Raw genomic sequence first — 20,665 nt, forward strand, 5'->3', positions numbered from 1 at the left:
ATGCTTCCCTACCGTGGGAACCACGGGACGTTACGCCTGTGGAGCTGACCCGTTGGGGTTACGATGAAGCAGGAAACCCTACCGAAGCCCCTCCCTAACCCGGAGGGGTTAGGGAGGGGTAGTTCACACAGTCGGCCCTTGAAACCGTAGACCAGGCTGTATCCCAGGGCGTGATCAGCCAGGAAAGGGCGGACCAAATCAAGAAGAACATCGAGGATGGTAACTGGAACGGCCCCGGCCTTTTCCTGGGACCGCGCTTCGGCGGGAAACCCGGCGGCAGGATGCCTTTCGGCGGCCCGGCGTCAATCGCTTCCGTCCTGGGCATGAGCCCGGCAGACCTCGCTAACGAACTCAAGAGCGGCAAGACCCTTGCGGACATAGCGCAGGAAAAGGGCATGACGCTCGACCAGCTCAAAGAGAAGCTGGTGGCCCAGGAAAAGCAAACCCTGGACCAGAAAGTGGCCCAGAGCCAGATGACCCAGGATGCCGAAAATAAAATCCTTTCCCGACTGGAGCAGATGGATTTGAACCGCATTGGCAAATTCGGCGGCTATTCGGGGAAGGTTCGTCCGGCGCCGCCGACGCCTTCCGTCCAGCAATAACATAATTATTTAAAGCAACGTAGAGAAAGCCCCGGCTCCTCGTTTAAGAGGGTGCCGGGGCTTTTCGTGACCCGGTCGCGCCAGCCTCAGCTTGCGGGCGTCCCGGCCGTTACGCCGCCGCCCTGAAACGCGCCCGGCTGGTCCTGAGGAGAAGGCTGCCGCGGTATCTGACCAGAACCGCCCGGTAGCAACGGTTGCCCCTGCCCGCCTGCCAGCGGCGTCTGGCCCGTCCCGCCGGCCGCTACAGGCTGGCCCTGCGGCGGTAGCGTACCCTGGCCCGGAGTCTGGCCCTGGCCGGCCTGTCGTTGCTGTTGTCGCTGCTGCTGCGCCTCTTCCGCCCCGAGCATGGCCGGGTCGAAGAAGGGGTCGTAGCTACCGGAGCCGCCAGCAACCCGGTTTTGCCATTCGGGGGGATTAAGCGAATAAAGTACAACCGTCGCCTCGAGGTCCACCACGTCGCCCGCCGCTTTAATGGTCACGGGTTTTATCTCCGCTGGCGTGCCAGAAGTCTCTATGCCGTTCAACACGTTGTAAACGGCCGGGAAAGGCCCTTTGATCTTTAAAGCGTAGTACCGGGCGTGGAGGTGGCCGCGGTAGAAGCCGTTGTCTTCCCCGGCGTTGGTGAGGCTTATGTCTTTCACCCCGTTCTCGGCGGTGAGGCGGCCTACGAGGTCGAAAAACGCGCCGCCGTCGACGGACGCGGCGTAGCTTGTCTTTACTTCATCCCATCGCTGCCGTGCGGCGGCCAATTGCGACCGGAGCGATGCCAGAGAAGCCGCCGCGGCCACGTTCTGCTCCATCACCGCTTTCGCCTGGTTGCACGCCGCGCGGGCGGCGTCCAGGCGGTGCATCCCCTGGACGAATGTCGCCCCGGCCGCCGCCGCGCCTATGATCAAAACAGCCGCTGCGCGGGCCGCTGGCTTCCGCAGATCCGGTAAATGTAAGGATAACCTTCGCATGTTTAAACCCACCACCAGAACAGCCGCCCCGCTATGCCCGGCCACACCGCCGCGGCGACGCTCCCGGCGGCTAAGAAGGGCACGAAGGGAACTGCTTTTTTCATGTTTTGACTATCTTTGACTAAAAGGGCAACGCCGTAGAGGCCGCCCATGACCACCGCGATAAAAACGGCCGCGAGCGTTTGCTCCGGTCCCAACGCCAGGGCGATCAACGCCCCGACGGGCGCGTCGCCCCCGCCCATGAGGCCGCGCCAGGATAAAAAGGCCATAACGGCGAAGACGGCGGCAGCCGCGGCCATGTCGCCGGGGATTTCGCCGCCGCGCCCGTCGGCCAGCTTTAAGGCCACCCCGGCAACGGCCGCGCCGGCGAGGGGCGCGTAGGGAACGGTCATCTCTTTGAGGTCGGTGACCGTCACGACTATCAGGGCCGCCGCGAAGACCGCGAGCCGGAAGAAGTCAAGCGTCAGCCCGTAGCGGGCGAAGAGGGCGGCGAAGACCGCACCCGTCGCTGCCTCGACGGTGGGGTACTGCGGGGAGATGCGGCCCCGGCAATAGCTGCACCGCCCCCGCAATGCGATGTAGCTGAAAATGGGGACCAGGTCTAACGCGGCCAACCTGTGCCCGCACGCCGGGCAACGGGACGGCGGCCAGAGGACGGATTCGCCGGAAAGCGAGCGCAGGGCGACGACGTTTAAGAAACTGCCGATGATTGTTCCGGCCAAAAAGGCCGTTGTCAAAACGAAATTCGGCATGACTGAGCATCCCTTTCCTGGTATTTTTTTAACCTCGAGGTTGGAGAACCGTCAGATTTTGGTATACTCCGCCAACCGTCTTTTATCCACCACTTTTTCCCTGGCGTCTTCCTCGCTTACCATCCCGCGCCGGATGAGCTCCGAGAGAGATTTGTCCATCAACACCATCCCCTCGTCGCGCCCAGTCTGGATCGCTGTGGGTATCTGGTGCGGCTTGCCCTCGCGGATGAGGTTCCGCACGGCCGGGGTGACGACCAGGATCTCCATGGCCGGCACGCGCCCGCCAGCCTTTTTGCGCACCAATTGCTGGGAGATGACGCCCTGGAGGGCGTCGGCCAGGTCGAGCCTGGCCATGGCTTGCTGGCCGGGCGGGAACATGCTCACGACGCGCTCCACCGTCTCCGCGGCCGACCCGGTGTGCAGGGTCGACAGCACCAGGTGGCCGGTCTTGGCGGCGTGGAGAGCTATCTCCACGGTCTCCAGGTCGCGCATCTCGCCCACCAGTATTACGTCCGGGTCTTCACGCAGGGCCGCCCGCAAGCCGTCCGCGAACGATATGACGTCGCGGCCCAATTCCCGCTGGTTGACTATGCTCTTGCCGTGGGGGTAGGTATATTCAATAGGGTCCTCCAGGGTCACGATGTGCTTGCGGTAGTGCCGGTTGATAAAGTCGACCATAGAGGCCAGGGTCGTCGATTTGCCCGAGCCGGTCGGTCCGGTGACGAGGACCATGCCGTAAGGCAGCTTGGCGAATCTTTCAATAGTCGCGACGACGCCCGGTAGCATGCCGAAGAGCTCTTGCATCGACGGTATCCTGGCGGGCAAGACGCGGCACGCTAGTGCCGGGGCGCCGTTGTTGAAATAGGCGTTCACGCGGAAGCGGTCGCCGGATTCGATATGGTAGGCGAAGTCAGCGTTCTTCCGCATTAGGAATTCGTCATAGCTTACGCCGACGGCCGCCAGCATCGCCCGCGCCACCGCCTCGACGTCCCCGGTGTCCAGCGGCCCGTCCAGGCCGGGGTGATCTACAGCCAGCCTGTCGCCCCCGGGCAGCTCGTCCAGCCTGTAGATCTCCCCGTCCACGCGGTATGCCGGAGGGGCACCGTGGACGATATGCACGTCGGACGCGCTGCGTTCGACGGCGAAAGCGAGCAAGGCGTCGACAACTTTAGTGTTCACCGGTGCCGCCCCCCGTCCCCCGGCCGCCCGGAACGGCTTCCGCTTCTTTGAAGACATGGTATGCCCGCTTGACCGCGGCGACGTAGTTTTGAGTCTCAGGATAAGGCGGCACTCCATTATACCGCTCCACCACTCCGGGCCCGGCGTTATAAGCTACCAAGGCCAATTCGACGTCTCCACCGTAAGCGTCGAGCAATTCCCGCAGGTACCGCGCGCCGCCGTCGATGTTCTGGGCCGGGTCGAAGGGGTCGGAGACGCCGTGAGATTTCGCCGTTTCCGCCATCAGCTGCATAATTCCAATGGCCCCCTTCGGCGACACGGCTTTCGCGTTGAAACCGCTTTCAACCCACGCCACGGCACGGAGAAAGTCCGGATCGACACCGTATCTCTTCCCTGCCTTTTCAAACAGAGTGTCCATGCTGGCGGACGAGTGCGCGGCCGTCGTCATATTGCTTCCTCTCAGCGGCGATGATTCAGGAACGCCCGGGCGTTCTTGGCGGCCCTGCCTAGCCGCTTCTGCCTCTTTGAGTCTAGTGGCGAAAGCTTTCCTTTCGGCCTCCACGCGGGCCGCATCTGCGGTGAACGGCGACTTTTCCGGGAAATACGCCGCCACAACGTCGAAAGGCAAACCGCCCCGCATCCCCCGCACCCGCACCGTGCCTGCCGTCGCCATCCCGACAGGCGTCCCAGCCCGCAAGCGGTCGCCGGCCGCGGCCAGGGGCGATATGCCGGAATACGTTATCTCCACCTTGCCGCCGCTCGCCACGGTCACGCTGTCTTCCGCAACGGCGGCCACCACACCGTCCAGGATGCTCGACACGGGCGTGCCCGGCGCGACCGCGATCTCAGCGTAGTCATGGTAGACGCCGCCGCTGAAGCCGTAATCGGCGGCCACGCTCCCGCCGCTCGCCGGGAACACGGGCGTCGATTTTGCGGGTGCCGCCGCGGCTGGCGGTGGGGGTAACGGCGGTACGCCCGGGATGTGCCCGACCGCCGGGGGCATCTTCATACCTGTCCCTGCTGCGGTTACGGCGATTGCCGTTTGTCCGACCGCTGTGGCGAGGAGTGCCGCGGCAGCAATCCTGTGGAACCGCAAATAAAACCACCCTTTCCGTATTTATTTGCCAAAAAAAAGCTGGGCGGACCAAATCGATAAGGTCGCCCGGCCTCAAATTTCTACCTATTCGCTTTCAGCTTCGCCGAAATCCTGAAAGAGTAAAATACCCCATTATACGACGCATCTTCGACCTTCACGCTCTCAACATAGGGTAGTTGCGACAGGTTGTCCTCTAGAATCCCTATCAACCTCAAATCCTCCGCCTTCCCGCTCAACCGCATTACCGCGGGCATATAAAGAGCCTTTACGTTCTGGGCGAGCGTGCTCTTCCCCGCCGTAGACGGAGCGTTATTACCCCTTGCTGCCTGACCACTACCCGTACCAGTCTTGCCTGCCGGTTCGCTGCCGCTCCCCACCGGCTGTCCGGCATTCATTCCCCCCATCGGGGCGGCGGGTTGGGCCGCTGCGGGCGTCGCGGTCGTCCTGGCTGCGTTAGCCGCGGCCGCGCCGTTCCCTGCGGCTGGTTGCGCTGGTGCCACGCTCTTCTGATCCGTCGGGATCGGCTGCCCTGCCCTCAAGGGCGTCCCGGCAACAGGCTGCCCGGCAGCCTGCCCGGACGTCCCCGCGGCCGCGCCGCCCGCGGGCGGTGCGGGCTGGACGGCCGCTGCCTTGCTACCGGCGGGTGGGGTGGTTGGGCCAGCCGCGGCCACCGTGCCGTCCCCGATCTCCAGATCGTCCAGCATGACGCCCGGCGGCACGGCGTAACGCACGTCGCTGACCATGGCCGTGTAAGGCGTAATCTTATGCTTGCTCACCACGTCGATCCATTCCTGGTATTTGCTGATCTCGCCGCGCAGGGACGCCGCTTCCTGCACGGCCGGGGCGTTCCGGGCGGCGGCCGCGCGGTATTCTTTCGCCTGCACGTCGTAGTAGCGCGCCGCCATGTAGGGCGCCGCGGCGATAACGGCCATCACGATGAGACCGGCTGCGACCAGATCCGGCAGCCGCGGCTTCTTGAATTCCGTCGCCCTCACCCGGCGGTGCCGCTCCGGCAAGAGGTTAATTTGCTCCGGGTCGAAAGGCGCCAGGGCGTAGCCCGCCGAGACGGCGTAGGCCAATTCCTCTCCCTCCAGATCGACCACCGCCGCGTCCGGCGCGTCGAAGGCCCGGCGAAAATAGTCGACGGTCCGCATCCGCTCGGAATCCAGGGCGGCCGAGGCGGGCATCTCCCGGACGAACTCGACCGCCGACCGGCCGCCCACCACGGTGATCCCTTCGGGCCACCGCGCCGCCAGGACCGTCGGCCCGTCCCCCGGATGCGTAAAGCGGAATCCCCGCCAGAGGGCGAAGGGCCGGACGTCGAGGCACGTGTAGACGCCGCTGTTTTCCGTGCAGAAGGCTTCAATCATCTTTTTCGGGACGGCCGCGCAGACGACGGTCATATTTCCGTCGGGGGAAAAGTCGGTGTTTTTATAAACGAATTCGTATTCGGAGGCTTCCACGTCGTAAAACTGCCATTGGATCGCTTCCCCGATCTTTTCGGGCGTTATGTCACTGGGGAGGACGGCGTTTTTGAAGAGGATTTCCGGCCCGCCGAGGCCGGTGGTCACGCTGTGCGCCCAGCGGACGGCGGGCCCGACCGCCCCCGGCTCCACCAGCTTCTGGTTGAAGCTTTCGCCTTTGATGGCCGTCACGTAGGCCCCGACCGCGCCGAAATGGACGCCTACCGCGGTCCTGCTCCGGGCGTCCGCGGCCCGTTTTTTTCGGAATAAGGCCATTTACGACTGCACCCCTTTTCAAAAAAATCATTTCACCGTCTGGTACATCGAAACAATCGGCAGGAAAAGCGAGAGCATGACGACCAGCACCCCGACACCGACGGCGATGGTTATGCCCGCTTCCATGAGGGACGGTATTCGTCCGAGAATCATCTCCGCCTCTTTTTCCAGAAGCCCCGCGGCGTGCTCGACCATCCTGTCCAGGTTCCCCGACCGCTCCCCCACGGCCATCATCTGGCGCTCCACGGGCGGGAGCCACATTGAGCCCTGGAACCCCGCCGATAAGGTATCGCCCTTCTCGACCGCGAGCCTGGCCAGGGCGATTTCCCGCTTGAGCGAAGCGTAAGAGGTGGCTCCGGCCAGGATGTCCAGCGACCGGACAAGGTTCACGCCGGTGCGCAAAAGCGTCGCCAGGGTCCAGAGAATCTGGGAGAGGTTTAAATAGCACACGATCCTGCCGAACACCGGCACGCGGAGCAACAGGGCTTCCACCCGGGCGGAAACGTTTTCGTTCTTCCGCACCGAGCGCCACGCCGCTGCGGCGCCGGCGGCGATGGCGGCCGCACCTGCAGCTATCCACACAAAATGACCGGCGACGGCCATCATAAACCGGGTCAACAGGGGTAGCGGGACGTCGTTCGCCGCCAGGAGAGTGGTGAACTTGGGTACCACGAAAGTAAAAAGCCCGGTGACGACGGCCGCGGCCAGGGAGAGCACGACCAGCGGGTACGCCATGGCTTGCTTCAATTTGCCTTTAAATTCCTGGTCGCGCCTCAGAACGTCGGCCAGCCGCAGCAGGGTTTCTTCCAGCCGGCCGCTCTCTTCGGCCGTCTCGACCATGCTGCAGAACAGGGGGTTGAAGATGTCCGGGTGGCCCTTCAACGAAGACGCGAAAGAAAAGCCCGACCGGACGTTGGCGGCGATGTCGTTAAGGGCGTGCTTCAGCTTCCGGCTGGCCGTCTGCTCTTCGAGCGTCTTGAGGGATTCTAAGAGCGTCATGCCCGCCGAAAGCATAGCCTGCAATTGGCGGCAGAAAAGCTCCAATTCCTTCGGCCCTACCCGGCCGCGGCGGAGCCGAGCCGCGGCGGCGTGCCTGGCCGCCCGGACCGGGGTCACGCTTAAAATAGTGGTCCGGCCCGCCCCCGTCCGCTCGAACAAAAGCTCCGGCACCTCTTTGGCGTTTTCGGCCTCAATGGTGAACGTCTGGCGGCGGTTGTTGACGTAGGCTTCTACGAGGAAGACCATTAAAAATTACCCCCAGTATCAAAAAAAAATACCGCAAAGACTATCAATCCCATCCCGAATATACCACTTTCATCGCATCCTCCACCGTCGTCACCCCGGACGCCACTTTGGCCCGCGCCGTCTCGGCCAGCGGCGTCATGCCTTCCCTCATGGCGGCGTCCCTTATCTCGTCCGCGGCGGCGTTGCGGCGGATGAGCTCGCGGATGGTTCGCGTGACCCGCATGACTTCCGCCACGGCCGTCCGCCCCACGTAGCCCGTATAACCGCACCGGGGGCACCCGATGCCCCGCCACGCCGTCTGCCCGAAGCCTTCCATGAACGCGCCGGCCGGGCTGTCCGGGGGCAAGGAGTATTCCTCGCGGCAGCGGGGGCACACGGTCCGGACGAGCCGCTGGGCGACCACGCAGAGGAGCGACGACGCCACCAGGTATGGCTCCACGCCCATATCTACGAGCCGCACCGGGGCCGAGGCGGCGTCGTTCGTGTGCAGGGTCGAGAGGACCAGGTGGCCGGTGAGGGCCGCCTGGACGGCCACTCGGGCCGTCTCGCTGTCGCGGATCTCGCCCACCAGGATCACGTCCGGGTCCTGTCGCAGGATGGAACGCAGCGCCGCGGCGAAATCGAGGCCGGCCCTGGCGTTGACCGCCACGTGGTTGACGCCCGGCAATTCGTATTCGGGCGGGTCTTCGACCGTGACGATGTTGACCCTGTCCGAAATAAGCTCGTTCAGGGCGGCGTAAAGGCTGGTGGTCTTGCCGGAGCCGGTGGGGCCGGTGACGAGGATCATGCCATAGGGTGCTTTGTACGCTTCCCGAAGCTTCGCGAGGGCATCGCCTTCGTAGCCCAGGGCTTCCAGCCGCGGCGCAGCTTGCGAGCGGTCGAAAATCCTGAGAACCGCTTTCTCGCCGTGGACGGTGGGCAGGATGGACACGCGCAGGTCGGCGTCCCGCGGCTCGACGATCCGTGCCCGCCCATCCTGGGGCAAGCGCCGCTCCGCTATGTTGAGGCCGGACATGACCTTGATCCGCGAGATGACGGATTGGTGCAATTGCTTCGGGTATTCGGCTTTTTTGACCAATACACCGTTGACCCGCAGCCGCACGACGAATTTTCCCCGCCGCGGCTCGATGTGGACGTCGCTGGCCCCCTCGGATAACGCCCCCTCGATTATTTCGCGCACCAGCCTGACGGCCGGCGAATCGCGGATCTCGGCGGCGAACTCGTCCGGGTTCACGTCTTCTTCCTCGGCGGCCACGTTCTCCTGGCCGCCGTACCATTTCTGGATAGCCCGGTCGAGCTCCCTCGCCGTACACACCACCGGTACGACGTTCATGCCCGTAGCGACCCGCAGCGCGTCCGTGGTCCCGACGTCTGTGGGGTCGTCGGTGGCGACGTAGAGGTTGTCCCCCTCGACCTTCACCGGGAACACCCTGTGCTTCCTGGCCAGTTCAGCTGGCAAAACCTGCGCGGGCCGCGTCTCCCCCAGGCGGGCCGCCCTTTCGAGGCCGTAATATTCAGCCACCGCGTCCGCCGCCTCTTCGGGCGAGATCTTTTTCAGCGAGATGAGAGCGTCAAGCAGGCTTATCTTAGCATTGCGCCGGGCGGATTCGGCCTCGCGGATGTCGTCGGGGGTTATGAGGTTTTTGGACAGGAGGAGGTCGATAACGCCGTCGTGCATAAAAGTTTCGCCCCTTGTGTGGTTTTGGGTTGCTTAAAAAAAGCAGGCAGAAAAACTGCCTGCTTGATTTGGTCTGTAAATCTGTGTAGTGTTATTTTATTATTGTGGCTTTAACCCTGTTGTCAATGTATATCCTCCAGGGTTACCACCATTGCAACAGCAGATTTGTATAAATAGGCGCCTGTGCCTATTCCATAGTATTATTCGGTTCATTTTCGCTTATATTGCTTCCAGAAAATATCACATTACATTTAGCCGCAACTATTAGTTGCAGGGCACATTAAAGTTAGTGCTAAAACTATTAGTAATACTTTTCCAGTAAGTATAAACCCCATTGGAATATAAATAAGAATCATAACTATAGTCAATGCAAAGCTTTCCATTTGCATCGCGCAAAGTATATGCAGTTACTATAGTGCCACTTGTAAAAGCTAGCTGATACTTACGAACGCCATCCTGATAAATCCTAAGATATTTAGTCGCTGGCAATACGTTATTTCCTTCCAGCCTAAGTTCATAACATCCCAAATAAACCGAAACCTGATGAGATGGTGTTAACCCTGTTGTTAGCGTATATCCCGCCGGGTTACCACTGTTATAGTAGACTTGTATATAGTATGTGCCTGCCGCTAGGTCAGACATGATAGGTGCGGATTTGGAGACTCCCGAGCTTGTAATGTAATTGCCGTTACTGTTATATAAAGACAGTTCTGCATAAGCACTATCGCTATTGTAGTTTATCTCCAACCTACCGTCAACCGGAATGGTTATCTTATACCAGTCGTAGCTATCTCTATACCCTGATGATGGGTCAGTATATCCTATATACCCTTCGACAGTCTGCCCTATGGTAATCTCTTGGGCTTGGTTCATACTATCATTTGGTTCGACTTCGCTTATGTTACTTGCCAAAAATACCACATCGCATTCAGCTGACAAATTACCGACACTTGCTCTGACCTTTGCTGTTCCCGCAGTTGAAGAAGACAGCACGGTTTTAGCTGTGCCGTTTTGATCCGTTGTCGCTTCCTGCGGGTTTATCACCCCCAGGGTCGTTTCAAAACGCACCGTTACACCGCTCACCGCTTGCCCGCTGCTGTCTTCAACTGTTGCGGTTAAAGTGACCGCCGTCGCACCGTCCGCCGGGGCACTAGCTTTATCAGACATAAGGACTATGGAAGCAGGAACAAAAGCGGTATCTCCCTGTGCGGGTGCTTCACCGCTGGAAGGTATCAAATCACCTTGGGTAAGCCCTAAAGCGGCGAGGTCAACCTTTCCCTTCACCACTTCTCTATTTCCCGTGACGTAGATGTCGTCGTCCGTCCCGATTACCCCGTCCCTACCGGCGGAGAGAAGGATGAAACCCACGGCCTGCGGAACGGAAGCCCTGGCCGAACTGCCGGGGAGAGCGGCGAGGAGCAGAAACAAAAGAACGAAATAAGCGACCGTTTTAAGATACCGTTTGTGAAACATGATGCATTTCGCCTCCTATCTGTGAACCTTCCAAACAAAAAAGTCCTCACACGGGCTTTATGGGGACGTCACCACTTGAGCGTAATAGTATGGCCGCCCCCACGGGTCGACGATACCGCTGGAATCGCCCGTCCATTTGACGCCGTGCCTCTGCATCACCGCCGCGATGGAATTCGGGACGGCCGTGTCGTTGCTGTTGGTCGGGTAATGCCCCTGCCCTTCGTCGGCCACATAGGCCTGCACTATTGTAGACATGGTGCTGATGTCTTGGGCGGCCCTCGCCTGGCGCGCCCGCTCGGTGTAGCTCATGAAGCGAGGCAAGAGGACCACAGCCAGAACGGCGATTATAGCCACGACGACCAGCAATTCGGTCATGGTGAAGCCGCGAAATGCGCGGCGTTTTTTTAACATTGCATTCTCCCTCCACGTTCGGCAGATTAATTTATTTAAAAGGCCAGGGTTTAGCCCTGGCCTTTTAATAATGCGGGGTCACGCCTTCAACCCCCAGCGATTACTGGGCCGCGTAGGAAACGGCGGCCGTGGGCGGGGTGGCGGTCAGATCCGGGAACGCCGTGGTGTCGGCAGCCCCGATGCTGGGTTGCAGGTTATCGGTGGTCACTACGTCGTCCGCAGTGCCGATATTACCATCGAGGCCGGGCGACACGATGATGTAGCGGGTGACGTTGGTGGTGGTATCAATGGTCCGGTCATAGTAGTAGGGGTTGCCCCAGGGATCCTTGATACCCTTGTCGTCACCCGTCCAGGCGATGCCGTTGTTCTGCATCACGGTGGCGACGCTACTGTTGTCAGGGTACAAGCCGTTGCCCTGATCCGCGGCGTACACTTCGACGATGGTCTTCATGGAGCCGAGGTCGGCCAGAGCCCGGGCTTGACGTGCCCTCTCGGTGTAGCCGAGGAGCTTGGGCATGAGCACCGCGGCAAGGATGGCGATGATGGCGACTACCACCAGAAGCTCTACCAGGGTAAACCCTTTGCCCTTCTTGCGCATCTTGTTAAAAAGCTTGAACATGGAATTCCTCCTCGTCTTCTTAGTCTTATTTCAATCCCTGCCCCTCCAAATACCGGGGCATTTTTGCCGGGGCGCATAGCCCCGCTCCCGCATCACGTTAAAACTTTAAGTGCTACTTGCTATGTCTTTTTCCGGCGTGACCCCCGACCGCTAATTCAGGCCTCCTTTCCCGTTTTAGTCGTTTAACCTCCCGCGACGCCCGGCGCCGGGGCCGCCCTCCGGGTATATTCGCCGGCGCAAAATAAAAACCGCACCGTCCTCCGGCGCCGATGCCGCTGGAGGAAATCGGTGCGGTTTTCCCGCCCCCACAAAGGATATTTCTTTTACAATACACTCAACTCAAGTTTGATTTTAGGAGATATTAGCAAGGATGTCAATAGTTTTATTTATCCCATTAATTTCCTTCTCAAAGGCTATACTTCCGCCGCTTCATCGATCGGCCGCCGCAGAGCCGTCCCGTAGCTCGGCCCGGCGGACGGCGAAGCGGACCTTCAAGCCGTGCTTTTCGGCCACCGCCACGAGCCGCTTCCCTGCGGCCGCTGCGTCCCGGCACCCGGCGAGCGTCACCGCAGCCGACCGCCCGGACCACTCGATTCTGTCGGACGCACGGAGTGCCGCCTGCATCTCGTCACGGCATTCCGGGGGTACGGTCGCGTCGAATTCCAAGATGAACGTCGCGTCGTCCGGCGTGTCGCCGCTGTAGCCGCCCTCAGCCAGCAGCCCGGCCAGCGTGCCGCCCACCCTGGCCATAAAGGTGTCCGCCTCGTTCGGCCGCACCAGAAATTCGACGCTGGCCGGACCGCCGTCCGGGCCTGCCGCCACGTTGCAGAACGGCCATGCCCGTAGCAAAGCGGCCAGCCTCCCGTCGTCGAGCCACCTGGCCGGGAAAACGTAGGTCACGTTGAAATGCTTGACGCTCCCCTGAGACCGCACGGCGTTTACCCGAGAAACGCCCGGCAGCCGCAGGAGCGAGGCGAAGATGCACTCTTCCTTCACTCGCTTGTACCCGCCTTTCTTTTTGATTTTTTTATAGATCCGCTGCGGGAAGACCCGCCTAGTTCAGGGGGTAGAAGAATTTCAGATCAAATTAACTCTTAATTTAACTCTTAATAGAGCTTTAAAAACCGCCAGAATAGATCTGCGTCCCCAGCACGACATTCCGCTTTAGCACGGTCGATTATATCGGTTGCCGCCAGCTTCGCGAGCGCCCGTTCCAGGGGGAAAGCACCGTCAACCGAGCCGGAATGCAAAATAGCGGCCATCCTGGTGACATCACCGGCCAGGAGCACGTCTTTCAGCGGCGGCACGGCGGGCAAAACGCCAGCGGCCACTACCCGACCGCCGTCGGCGCCGCAGATGGCTTTTTGAACGACCACCCCGTGTAATACCGCTGCGAGGCGGCACACAGGACCGCCGCTCTCCTGTGCCGGGATCAGCCTGGCCACTCGCGCCACCGTTTCTTCGGCCGAGGCCGCCCGCACGGCACACACCGTCAGCCTGCCTGTCTCGGCGGCTACTACCACCGCGTCGGCCGTCCCGGCGTCCGGCACGTCCCCGGCGACTATAACGTCCGCGTCGCTGTACAAGGCGGACTTTACGCCGTTTTCGAAGTTATCCACGTCCTCACCGACCTCGCGCTGGTTGACGACGCCGCGGGCATGGCGGTGCAAATAGCGGATAGGATTCTCAACTGTAATCACGTGCCGCGGCGATGTGCGGTTGATAAAATCGACCATGGCGGCTAAAGTGGCCGCCTTGCCGCTTCCGGTCGGACCGCCCACCAGGATCAGCCCTTCCCCGGTCGCGAGCATCCGCTCCACCGCTTCCTTCACTTCCGGCAGATGGCGGAACACGTCTTCCAACGAAGGCACGCTCCGGCCCAGGGCACGGCACACCACGGCCGGGTTGCCCCGCTGCCGGAAGACGCTTACGAGGAACCTTGTCATCCCCGGCAGCGATTTAACGAAGCGAACGGTTCCCGTCTGTTCGAACCGCTCGCGGAGCTCCGGTCGGGCGAAAAGCTCGGCAGCCACCCGCCTCGCTATAGCTGGGGTTACGACCATTTCCCAAAACGAATTGGTAGCAATGAAGTCGGCGGCCTGTTGTCCTCTGTCGTCTCCCGGGACGGCGAGATCTCTGATTGGGCACAGATCACCGTCCACCCTTAAGAGCGGTGGGGCGCCGACCGTGATATGAATGGACGTGGCGCCGATCCCAGCGGCGAACCGTAGCAATGCTTCCACAGGTTGGCATCCGCTGGCGGCGGGGTCAAGAGTTTGGTTGTTAAGGTTAGATGAGTTCACGACGCAATTCGCACCCCCTGAAATTGGGTTTTCAAAAGAACGGGCTGGAAGCACAACAGGTTAACCTAATCTATGAACCTGTCAACTTCTTCAATGTGGCACCCAAACTTAATGTCGTAGGTAGCGTCAAACATCGCTTCGTGCCACGACAGCCGCCGTGTGGACGGGTGCGGCCAGGACGTTGAAATCGACGGCTGTGTTCTGCTCAAGGACGACGCTTCCCCGCAGGGAACCGCCGTTGACCGTCCCCGCCACCAGGGCGCCGTACCGGAGCGACCAGTAGGCGTTTCCCCCACCCGTGCCGCCCCACCCGGCGTCGCCGCCCGCGATGGCCATGGCGACGGACGTGCCGGAGGCGTTTTTCAGATTAATGTCCTGGCCCGCTATCAGGGAAAGGTTTTCGGCCGTCAGAGAGCCAGCGACACGGATGCTCCCGGCGGCCGCTATGGTCGCCCGGGCAGCCGTCGCGCCGCCCGGGACGGTCGCGTCGCCCTCGACGAAATAGACCCCGGCCAATTGGACCATCTCGCCGACGGTGAAGGTTTTGTCGCCGGGGAAATAGTGCTGGAGCCCCGTGGCCGCCTCAAGGCTTTGGGCGGTGCATCGGGCCAGGCTGACCACCCGGACGACATCCTCAATTCCGGGGAAAGGCAGCGGCGGCCGCCAGTATGGCACGGCCGACCCCGTGGCCGCCCCGGGGCTGACGCCGCCCGTGGCGTAGACGTCGCCGTGAATGCTCCCGGGCTTCTGTGCCGTTATGTCACCGTCGGCGTACACCGCCCGCCGTTCTCCGGGCAGCCCTACGGCGGCGCTACCGCCCACGGAAAAACTGCTGTCGACCAATATGTCCGATTTTACGAGAGCGGCCCCTCCCAGGCTCAAAGGCCTCCCGGCGGCCAATTGCTTGACGCCGCCGCCGTAACAGGCCACCAGAGGCGTCTGCCCCAGCTTCACTACCACCCGCACGGTGACCCGGGCGTTCCCGCAGCGGCCGGTGGACGTGACCACCGCCATCTGCGTGCCGTCGGGGGCGGCGAAATGCTCGATGGTAACGCTCTCCACCGCCGACGTGGCGTCGACCGGGCCTACGGCGACGCTCCCGTCCGACCAGAGCGGGTCGGACCGCAGGAAAACCTTCACCCGCTCGAACCCGGTGTCCGCCGCGCACCGCGCCTGGGCGACCGTCCGGTCGTTCGCCGCCGACCTCGCCGATTGGGCGGCCAGGGCGGCCGCCGCCATCCCTGTAAAAAGCACGCCGGCGGCTATGACGAGGAGGGCCAGCGCGGCGAACCCCCGGCCCCGGCCGCCGTTCAGCCGCCGCTGCACACGTAAACGCATATCCGCGTCTTCCCTCCCCCGGCCGCGGTGAACTCGGCGGTCGCCAGGCTACCGCCCGTCACGGTGACAACAGAAAAATCCGCCCCGGTTATCCCGGCCGCCACCACGCGGGCGCCGGAGCCGTCGTCCCGCGTGAGCCCGCCGTTGGCGAGGGCGTAGACAACCGTCCCGCCGCCCGACGTCGTCACGACCAGCGTCCCTGGCCCGGCGGCGGCCGCGCTGGCCGCCCGGTAGAGGTCGTGGGATACCCACGCCGCGGCCGCCCGCAGCGTGTTTGCGGCTTCGGCTTCTCTGCGAATTTTCGCCGCGATTGCCCACGCCCGCCAAGAGATGTCCATGGCGGCGGCAAACGTTAAAAACACCAGCCCGGCGGCCACCACGAATTCCGCCAGCGTGAACCCGCGGCGGCCGCAGCGAAAAAGATCGCCCGCCCACCGCATCAGAGGTCTGCCGTCCTTTCAAACACCAAAACCTGGGCCGCCGCGCCAGGAGCCGGGCACGTGACGCGCACCGTGACCCGCTTGGTGTAGGCGTCAACCTGCTCCACCGTCACGGACCGCTTGAAGCCGGGGTAGCCCGGCACGTCCGCTTCCGGCTCGGACGATATCTGGTCGAAAGGCACAGGCTTCAATTGCTCGACTTTTTCTTGGGCCAGGCACACGGCCCGGAAGCTGTCGCCCGCCGCCCTCTGCCCCCGGACGGCCCCGGCCATGACGCCCCCGAGGACGACCGCCGCCACCGCGAGGACGGCGGCTATGATGACGGCCTCTACCAGGGTGAAGCCTTTTGCCGCAGATCCGGTTGGAGTGGCCGAAACGGGAAGCAAGCACTTTTTGTGTTTTCGTTCCATAAAAAATCGCCGCCTAGCACCCTGCCCCGAGTGAGGAAGGGAGGAAAAGCGGCTACATTACCTCCTTCCGTTGTAATAACGATCAAAAAATCCCCGGCCGTTTAGGGTTCAAAGCCTAACGGCCGGAGATTTGAGTTTAGTAGTTATTATTGAAATTCCGATACTTGGACCGGTGTGTAACGGTCGGTCGTCGTGCCATCGCCTAATTCACCATAACCATTGTACCCCCACGTCCAGACCGTGCCGTCAGCCTTCAGGGCGAGGGAATGATAACCCCCACCCGCCACGGCCACCACGTCGGTGAGGTTTGCAACCTGGACCGGTGTGTAACGGTCGGTCGTCGTGCCATCACCCAGCTGACCTGTGTAGTTTGCCCCCCACGCCCACACTATACCATCGGACTTCAGGGCAAAGGAATACTCCGCACCAGCCATTATTGCTACTACACCGGAGAGATTTTTAACTTGGATTGGGGTGGTGTGCCTGTTCGTCGTGCCATCACCAAGCTGACCGTAAAAGTTGTCTCCCCACGCCCAGACTGTCCCGTCGGACTTCAGGGCGAGAGAATGATTGGCTCCGGCCGCTACGGCCACGACACCGGAGAGGTTCGCTACCTGAACTGGGGTGGTGTGACTATTCGTCGTTCCATCACCCAGCTGGCCGGTGTAGTTATGTCCCCACGCCCAGACTGTACCGTCTGATTTGAGGGCGAGGGAATGACCACCACTAGCCGCCACAGCCACCACGTCGGTGAGGTTTGCAACCTGGACCGGGGTATTGCGATTGGTTATTGTGCCATCGCCCAGCTGGCCGAATTCGTTATCCCCCCACGCCCACACCGTCCCATCGGATTTCAAGGCGAGGGAATGGTGATCCCCGGCCGCTACGGCCACAACATCGAAGAGGTCCGCTACCTGAACTGGGGTATAGCGGTCGGCCCAAGTACCGTCACCCAGCTGGCCATAGATGTTCGATCCCCATGCCCACACCGTCCTGTCGGATTTCAGGGCGAGGGAATGGTACCCTCCCGCCGTCACTGCCACCACGTCGGTAAGGTTTGCAACCTGAACTGGGAATTTGCTGAGTCTGGTGAACATGCCGTTACCTAACTCGCCGGAGTAGTTGTACCCCCACGCCCAAACCGTTCCGTCGGACATCAGGGCGAGGGAATGGTACATACCCCCGGCAACTTTCAATCCTCCAGACGGCGAATTGAACGTTACCGTAACGCTGGCCGTTACCTCCCCGCTCGATGCGATAATCGTAGCCTCGCCAGGCTGGGAAGACGTAAGGGTTACGATGGCTACACCGTTTACCGTCGTAGCCGCCGCGGCGCTCAAAACGCCTAAATTAGTTGAGAAGTTTACCACCGTCCCATCCGGAGCCAGCTTACCGTCCGCTCTCCTTACTTCGGCGGTCAGGGTGATTGCCGTCTTCCCGTCCGCCGGAACTGCAGACTTGTCGGCCATTAAAATTAGCGAACCGGGAACAAAACTAGCGGCGCCCCCTTGACGCTTGGAAGGCACTAAGTCGCTCTCCGTGAGACCGAGGGCACTCAAAGCAACCTTACCTCTGGTTACTTCTCCGCCGCCTATAGCGTAAATGTCGTCATCGGTCCCGATGATACCATCTTTTCCAGCTGAAAGGAGGATATAACCCGTTGGCAACCCTGTTTCTTGCGAAACCAATTGGGAATAGTAGTATGGCCTTTCCCAAGGATCAGCTACGCCCGTCTCGTCCCCCGTCCACTTGATGCCGTGTTTTTGCATAACAGATGCGATGGAGTTTGGTATAGAGGGGTCATTGCTATTGACGGGGTATCGCCCCTGGCCTTCATCCGCAGCGTAGGCCTCCACAACGGTTCTCATGTTGCTGATATCTTCGATTGCACGGACTACACGTGTTCTCTCCGCATAAGCTACAAATCTCAAGTACAGCACAGCGGCTAGGATAATGATTATGGCTACTACTATCAACCGTTCGACCAGAGTAAAGCCAAATTCTTTTTTAAGAAACCGAAATAACTTGCGTATACCCCGCGGACATTCGGTGTTGAATGGTGACGCTACGTGCTTAAGATAATAGTTGTTAATGAAATTCATGATTCTGGTTCACCCCCTTTTCTTCGTAACCTTAAAAAACAAGAAAGACCGGACACCCTTTAATAAGGATATCCGGTCATTTTTTGGCTCGACTTTGCCATTTATAGAAGGGCCGCGTGAAAACTGGCCCTTCAGGGTGGAAGCGGCCGTTAAGCCCGGCTTCTCGCCGGAAAATGATCGCCGTTTAGTTTCTTTTTGCTGTGATCATTCAAGAATTACCACACTCTGAGTGGACGGTTCCCAGTTCACCTCGTACCCAAACGCCTCGGCCACGAACCTCGCGGGAAGGAACACCCGGTCGTTCCTCAAAAGCGGTGTCACGTCCATCTGTTTGGCCTGGCCGTTAGCATAAAGTGTATTGCTGTTCACCTTTAACTCAACCGTGGTCTCACCTTTGCGCAGGGTGACCGTCTCCGTGGACGGATCCCATCTTACCCCACTCTCCGGCACGCCCAGGGCATAGGCCAGAAAACGTATTGGTACGAAGGTGCGCCCGCCTTCGACAAACGGCGCAACGTCCATTTCAAAAACTTGCTCGCCTACAGCATAAAATCTATTCTCCACCCTAAATTTCCCTACCGTCTTTATTTCCCGCGGCTGTTCAGGCGGTTGGGACGATTCCTCCCGGAACATATTCCGAGGGATCTCTGCCCGTCTCAACTCCTTCCCGACCAGGGCGAAGGCCACCACGCCACCCCCGGTCGCCGCGAGCTTAATGTCACCGACTTCGCCCGACACGCCCTCCGTCATCGGCTTCCAGGTGCGGCCGTAGTCGCCGCTCACGAACACGCAGCCGTCCGGCGTGCCCACCGCTAAAATCCCTCCGGGAACCGCGGAAACACAGGTCGCCCTGCTGGCGGCACGCTTCGGTCCCACCGCGAATTGAGCCTGGTCAATGCGTTCCCAGGCTGTTAAGCTGCGCGAAACGAAGACCTGCCCGGTCGAGCCGGGGCCGCAAGCCACCGCAACTATCGTCCCGTCCGGCTCAACGCATCCCGCGATCTTTCCCCAGATCATGTCGACCGGTTCCCCGGGCCTGCGCGGCCCCGCTGGTATCCCAGAAAGCCTCACGCCGGTATCCTGCCACGTCCTGCCCCCGTCCAGCGTGACCTCGACCTTGCCGCCCTCCAGAACGGCAACCCAGGCGTCCGGACTTACGGCCGCCACGCCACCGTCGTGGGCAGCCACGCCAGAGCACACGTCGCCCCAGGTCCTTCCGCCGTCGCGGGAGACTTTGAGCATCGTCAAGTTCTGCTGCGGCAGTTTGAAAACGCCGAGAAGAGCGTCGCCCGCAGCCTCTAGATTTGACGGGGCACCGGAAGCGCCGACCTCAACCGTCTCCCACCTCTGGCCTTTGTCTGTACTCTTGCAGAGGAAACTGGTGCCTGACTTGAAAGTGCCGGACAGAAACACCGTACCATCCGGGAGAAAAACCATGTCGCTGACGGACGCTATTTCCCCCGGCTCATGGAAAGTGTTATCGATGAGCCACCTTACCTCGGCCCACGTCCTGCCGCCGTCCGTGCTGCGGTACAGGATGTAGCCTTCGGGGTTGTTTCCTGATACCGGCCACGACTCGGCTAAGGCAAAGGCCGTGCTGTCCCGGGCAAAATCAGGTGATACCCAGACTTTCACGATATCTCCTTTTAATACACGCTGAAAAGCCACCTCCTCCGCGGCATAAGCGGGTCTAGCGGGAATACCCTCAAATGCCAAACAGAGCAACAGTGCCGCGATTAAAACCGCTACTTTCCGCAGAAGCAAGCAAATCCCTCCTTCGTTTTCCTTTTTTGTTAGCTGTATTCGACAGAAAACATATTTTTCCTCCTTAAACTTTTTTCACTAGCTGTTTGCCATCCTGTTTCAATTTTGCTATCAACTTCTATCAACCAATCATAAAGTTGACAGCAAAAGCAGTTTACGCTCTCCGAGAGGCTGGCTTTGAACCCGGCTTTCCGGCTGGCGGAAAAGCGGAGCCGAGCGTCTGGAGTCCCGCCCGAAACAGTCACGCCGCAAAGTCGAGGAGCGTCATCCGGCAGCCGGAGGCCACCGTCTTCTTCCAGATCCACGACGCTGCCAAACGGCGGGGTGGTGCTAACGTCGTTCCAGGCTCCCACCTGAAGGATAGGAACGGTTTGGCCAGCCGAAATGCCGTTTGCCGCACATCTCAGCCCTGGCTACCCGGCGGCGCTCGGCTTCCCGGAAGGGAAACCTCATCGTCAAAGCCCGCTTCGCGTGCAGCTCAAAAACCAGCCGGCCGCACGTTCCGCCGGAGCTTTCTTCCACCCGGGCCAATCCCTGTCTTTTACCGGGAACATC

At 60.9% G+C, this 20,665-nt stretch carries 22 protein-coding genes and 1 pseudogene; 3 read left to right on the plus strand and 20 right to left on the minus strand.

Features of this window, described 5'->3' with window-relative positions; all coding sequences use genetic code 11:
* The first annotated feature begins 170 nt into the window (after positions 1-170).
* A complete protein-coding gene (locus tag E308F_RS08360) occupies positions 171-602 on the plus strand; it encodes a hypothetical protein (RefSeq protein ID WP_141264490.1) in 432 nt (143 codons plus the stop codon).
* A gap of 86 nt (positions 603-688) precedes the next feature.
* On the opposite strand, the gene E308F_RS08365 is transcribed toward E308F_RS08360, so the two are convergent.
* The 4 genes from E308F_RS08365 to E308F_RS08380 are packed head-to-tail and all read right to left on the minus strand — an operon-like array spanning position 689 to position 3,910.
* A complete protein-coding gene (locus E308F_RS08365) occupies positions 689-1,606 on the minus strand; it encodes a hypothetical protein (protein WP_172613647.1) in 918 nt (305 codons plus the stop codon).
* On the minus strand, positions 1,564-2,313 hold the full coding sequence (locus E308F_RS16660) for a prepilin peptidase (RefSeq protein WP_141264492.1): 750 nt from the start codon (positions 2,311-2,313) through the stop codon (positions 1,564-1,566). The genes E308F_RS08365 and E308F_RS16660 overlap by 43 nt, the downstream gene beginning before the upstream one ends.
* 51 nt (positions 2,314-2,364) lie before the next feature.
* A complete protein-coding gene (locus E308F_RS08375; protein WP_253256505.1) occupies positions 2,365-3,492 on the minus strand; it encodes a type IV pilus twitching motility protein PilT in 1,128 nt (375 codons plus the stop codon).
* Entirely contained in the window at positions 3,482-3,910 is a 429-nt protein-coding gene (locus E308F_RS08380) for a lytic transglycosylase domain-containing protein (RefSeq protein WP_277997573.1), read from the minus strand. Before E308F_RS08380 ends, E308F_RS08375 begins: the two co-directional genes overlap by 11 nt.
* A gap of 75 nt (positions 3,911-3,985) precedes the next feature.
* On the opposite strand from E308F_RS08380, the gene E308F_RS15815 reads away from it, so the two are divergent.
* Positions 3,986-4,456 (plus strand): hypothetical protein, encoded by a 471-nt coding sequence (locus E308F_RS15815; RefSeq protein ID WP_172613645.1) that lies wholly within the window; start codon positions 3,986-3,988, stop codon positions 4,454-4,456.
* Between the two features lie 212 nt (positions 4,457-4,668).
* Here the strand turns inward: E308F_RS15815 and E308F_RS08385 are convergent, their stop codons facing one another.
* The 14 genes and pseudogenes from E308F_RS08385 to E308F_RS15825 form a co-directional block, all read right to left on the minus strand.
* Positions 4,669-6,243 (minus strand): hypothetical protein, encoded by a 1,575-nt coding sequence (locus E308F_RS08385; RefSeq protein ID WP_216364493.1) that lies wholly within the window; start codon positions 6,241-6,243, stop codon positions 4,669-4,671.
* Between the two features lie 111 nt (positions 6,244-6,354).
* Positions 6,355-7,572: a type II secretion system F family protein gene (locus E308F_RS08390; protein ID WP_141264495.1), complete on the minus strand. Its 1,218-nt coding sequence runs from the start codon at positions 7,570-7,572 to the stop codon at positions 6,355-6,357.
* A 43-nt stretch (positions 7,573-7,615) separates the two neighbouring features.
* Positions 7,616-9,250, minus strand: a complete 1,635-nt coding sequence (locus E308F_RS08395) for a GspE/PulE family protein (protein ID WP_141264496.1) — start codon at positions 9,248-9,250, stop codon at positions 7,616-7,618.
* A 264-nt stretch (positions 9,251-9,514) separates the two neighbouring features.
* A complete protein-coding gene (locus tag E308F_RS08400; RefSeq protein WP_141264497.1) occupies positions 9,515-10,723 on the minus strand; it encodes an Ig-like domain-containing protein in 1,209 nt (402 codons plus the stop codon).
* Positions 10,724-10,780: 57 nt separating this feature from the next.
* On the minus strand, positions 10,781-11,134 hold the full coding sequence (locus E308F_RS16170; RefSeq protein WP_141264498.1) for a type II secretion system protein: 354 nt from the start codon (positions 11,132-11,134) through the stop codon (positions 10,781-10,783).
* Positions 11,135-11,234: 100 nt separating this feature from the next.
* Positions 11,235-11,753 (minus strand): prepilin-type N-terminal cleavage/methylation domain-containing protein, encoded by a 519-nt coding sequence (locus E308F_RS08410; RefSeq protein ID WP_141264499.1) that lies wholly within the window; start codon positions 11,751-11,753, stop codon positions 11,235-11,237.
* 429 nt (positions 11,754-12,182) lie between these two features.
* Positions 12,183-12,749 (minus strand): hypothetical protein, encoded by a 567-nt coding sequence (locus E308F_RS08415; protein WP_141264500.1) that lies wholly within the window; start codon positions 12,747-12,749, stop codon positions 12,183-12,185.
* Positions 12,750-12,859: 110 nt separating this feature from the next.
* Positions 12,860-13,996: a type IV pilus twitching motility protein PilT gene (locus E308F_RS08420; RefSeq protein WP_141264501.1), complete on the minus strand. Its 1,137-nt coding sequence runs from the start codon at positions 13,994-13,996 to the stop codon at positions 12,860-12,862.
* Between the two features lie 186 nt (positions 13,997-14,182).
* On the minus strand, positions 14,183-15,070 hold the full coding sequence (locus E308F_RS08425) for a hypothetical protein (protein WP_141264502.1): 888 nt from the start codon (positions 15,068-15,070) through the stop codon (positions 14,183-14,185).
* Between the two features lie 296 nt (positions 15,071-15,366).
* A complete protein-coding gene (locus E308F_RS08430; protein ID WP_141264503.1) occupies positions 15,367-15,834 on the minus strand; it encodes a hypothetical protein in 468 nt (155 codons plus the stop codon).
* Positions 15,834-16,244, minus strand: coding sequence for a hypothetical protein (locus E308F_RS08435; protein ID WP_141264504.1), 411 nt, complete (start codon positions 16,242-16,244; stop codon positions 15,834-15,836). Before E308F_RS08435 ends, E308F_RS08430 begins: the two co-directional genes overlap by 1 nt.
* Before the next feature lie 146 nt (positions 16,245-16,390).
* Entirely contained in the window at positions 16,391-17,713 is a 1,323-nt protein-coding gene (locus E308F_RS08440; RefSeq protein ID WP_428846035.1) for an Ig-like domain-containing protein, read from the minus strand.
* A 144-nt stretch (positions 17,714-17,857) separates the two neighbouring features.
* Positions 17,858-18,346, minus strand: a pseudogene (locus E308F_RS16885) (type II secretion system protein GspG); the annotation flags it as partial.
* Positions 18,347-18,550: 204 nt separating this feature from the next.
* Complete coding sequence (locus tag E308F_RS15825; protein ID WP_172613882.1) at positions 18,551-19,417, minus strand: copper amine oxidase N-terminal domain-containing protein; 867 nt, start codon at positions 19,415-19,417, stop codon at positions 18,551-18,553.
* 46 nt (positions 19,418-19,463) lie between these two features.
* Between E308F_RS15825 and E308F_RS08450 the strand changes: the two genes are divergently transcribed.
* Entirely contained in the window at positions 19,464-19,889 is a 426-nt protein-coding gene (locus E308F_RS08450; RefSeq protein WP_141264506.1) for a hypothetical protein, read from the plus strand.
* 250 nt (positions 19,890-20,139) lie between these two features.
* On the opposite strand, the gene E308F_RS16175 is transcribed toward E308F_RS08450, so the two are convergent.
* Both E308F_RS16175 and E308F_RS08455 read right to left on the minus strand, forming a co-directional pair.
* Complete coding sequence (locus E308F_RS16175) at positions 20,140-20,415, minus strand: hypothetical protein (protein ID WP_141305198.1); 276 nt, start codon at positions 20,413-20,415, stop codon at positions 20,140-20,142.
* Between the two features lie 25 nt (positions 20,416-20,440).
* Positions 20,441-20,641 carry a hypothetical protein gene (locus E308F_RS08455; protein WP_141305197.1) on the minus strand — a complete coding sequence of 67 codons (201 nt, stop codon included), beginning with the start codon at positions 20,639-20,641 and terminating at the stop codon, positions 20,441-20,443.
* Positions 20,642-20,665: the final 24 nt, after the last annotated feature.

The organism is Moorella sp. E308F (assembly GCF_006538365.1).
In the GTDB taxonomy this organism is placed as follows: Bacteria; Bacillota; DSM-521; order Neomoorellales; family Neomoorellaceae; genus Neomoorella.

Excerpts from the sequence above, each read along its gene's own strand:
- E308F_RS08430 (WP_141264503.1), bottom strand. The coding sequence starts at position 15,834 with ATGCGGTGGGCGGGCGATCTTTTTCGCTGCGGCCGCCGCGGGTTCACG.
- E308F_RS08380 (WP_277997573.1), bottom strand. The coding sequence starts at position 3,910 with ATGGACACTCTGTTTGAAAAGGCAGGGAAGAGATACGGTGTCGATCCG.
- E308F_RS08390 (WP_141264495.1), bottom strand. The coding sequence starts at position 7,572 with ATGGTCTTCCTCGTAGAAGCCTACGTCAACAACCGCCGCCAGACGTTC.
- E308F_RS08425 (WP_141264502.1), bottom strand. The coding sequence starts at position 15,070 with ATGGCGGTGGTCACGTCCACCGGCCGCTGCGGGAACGCCCGGGTCACC.
- E308F_RS08435 (WP_141264504.1), bottom strand. The coding sequence starts at position 16,244 with ATGGAACGAAAACACAAAAAGTGCTTGCTTCCCGTTTCGGCCACTCCA.
- E308F_RS16170 (WP_141264498.1), bottom strand. The coding sequence starts at position 11,134 with ATGTTAAAAAAACGCCGCGCATTTCGCGGCTTCACCATGACCGAATTG.
- E308F_RS08400 (WP_141264497.1), bottom strand. The coding sequence starts at position 10,723 with ATGTTTCACAAACGGTATCTTAAAACGGTCGCTTATTTCGTTCTTTTG.
- E308F_RS16660 (WP_141264492.1), bottom strand. The coding sequence starts at position 2,313 with ATGCCGAATTTCGTTTTGACAACGGCCTTTTTGGCCGGAACAATCATC.
- E308F_RS08440 (WP_428846035.1), bottom strand. The coding sequence starts at position 17,713 with ATGGCCGACAAGTCTGCAGTTCCGGCGGACGGGAAGACGGCAATCACC.
- E308F_RS08395 (WP_141264496.1), bottom strand. The coding sequence starts at position 9,250 with ATGCACGACGGCGTTATCGACCTCCTCCTGTCCAAAAACCTCATAACC.
- E308F_RS08410 (WP_141264499.1), bottom strand. The coding sequence starts at position 11,753 with ATGTTCAAGCTTTTTAACAAGATGCGCAAGAAGGGCAAAGGGTTTACC.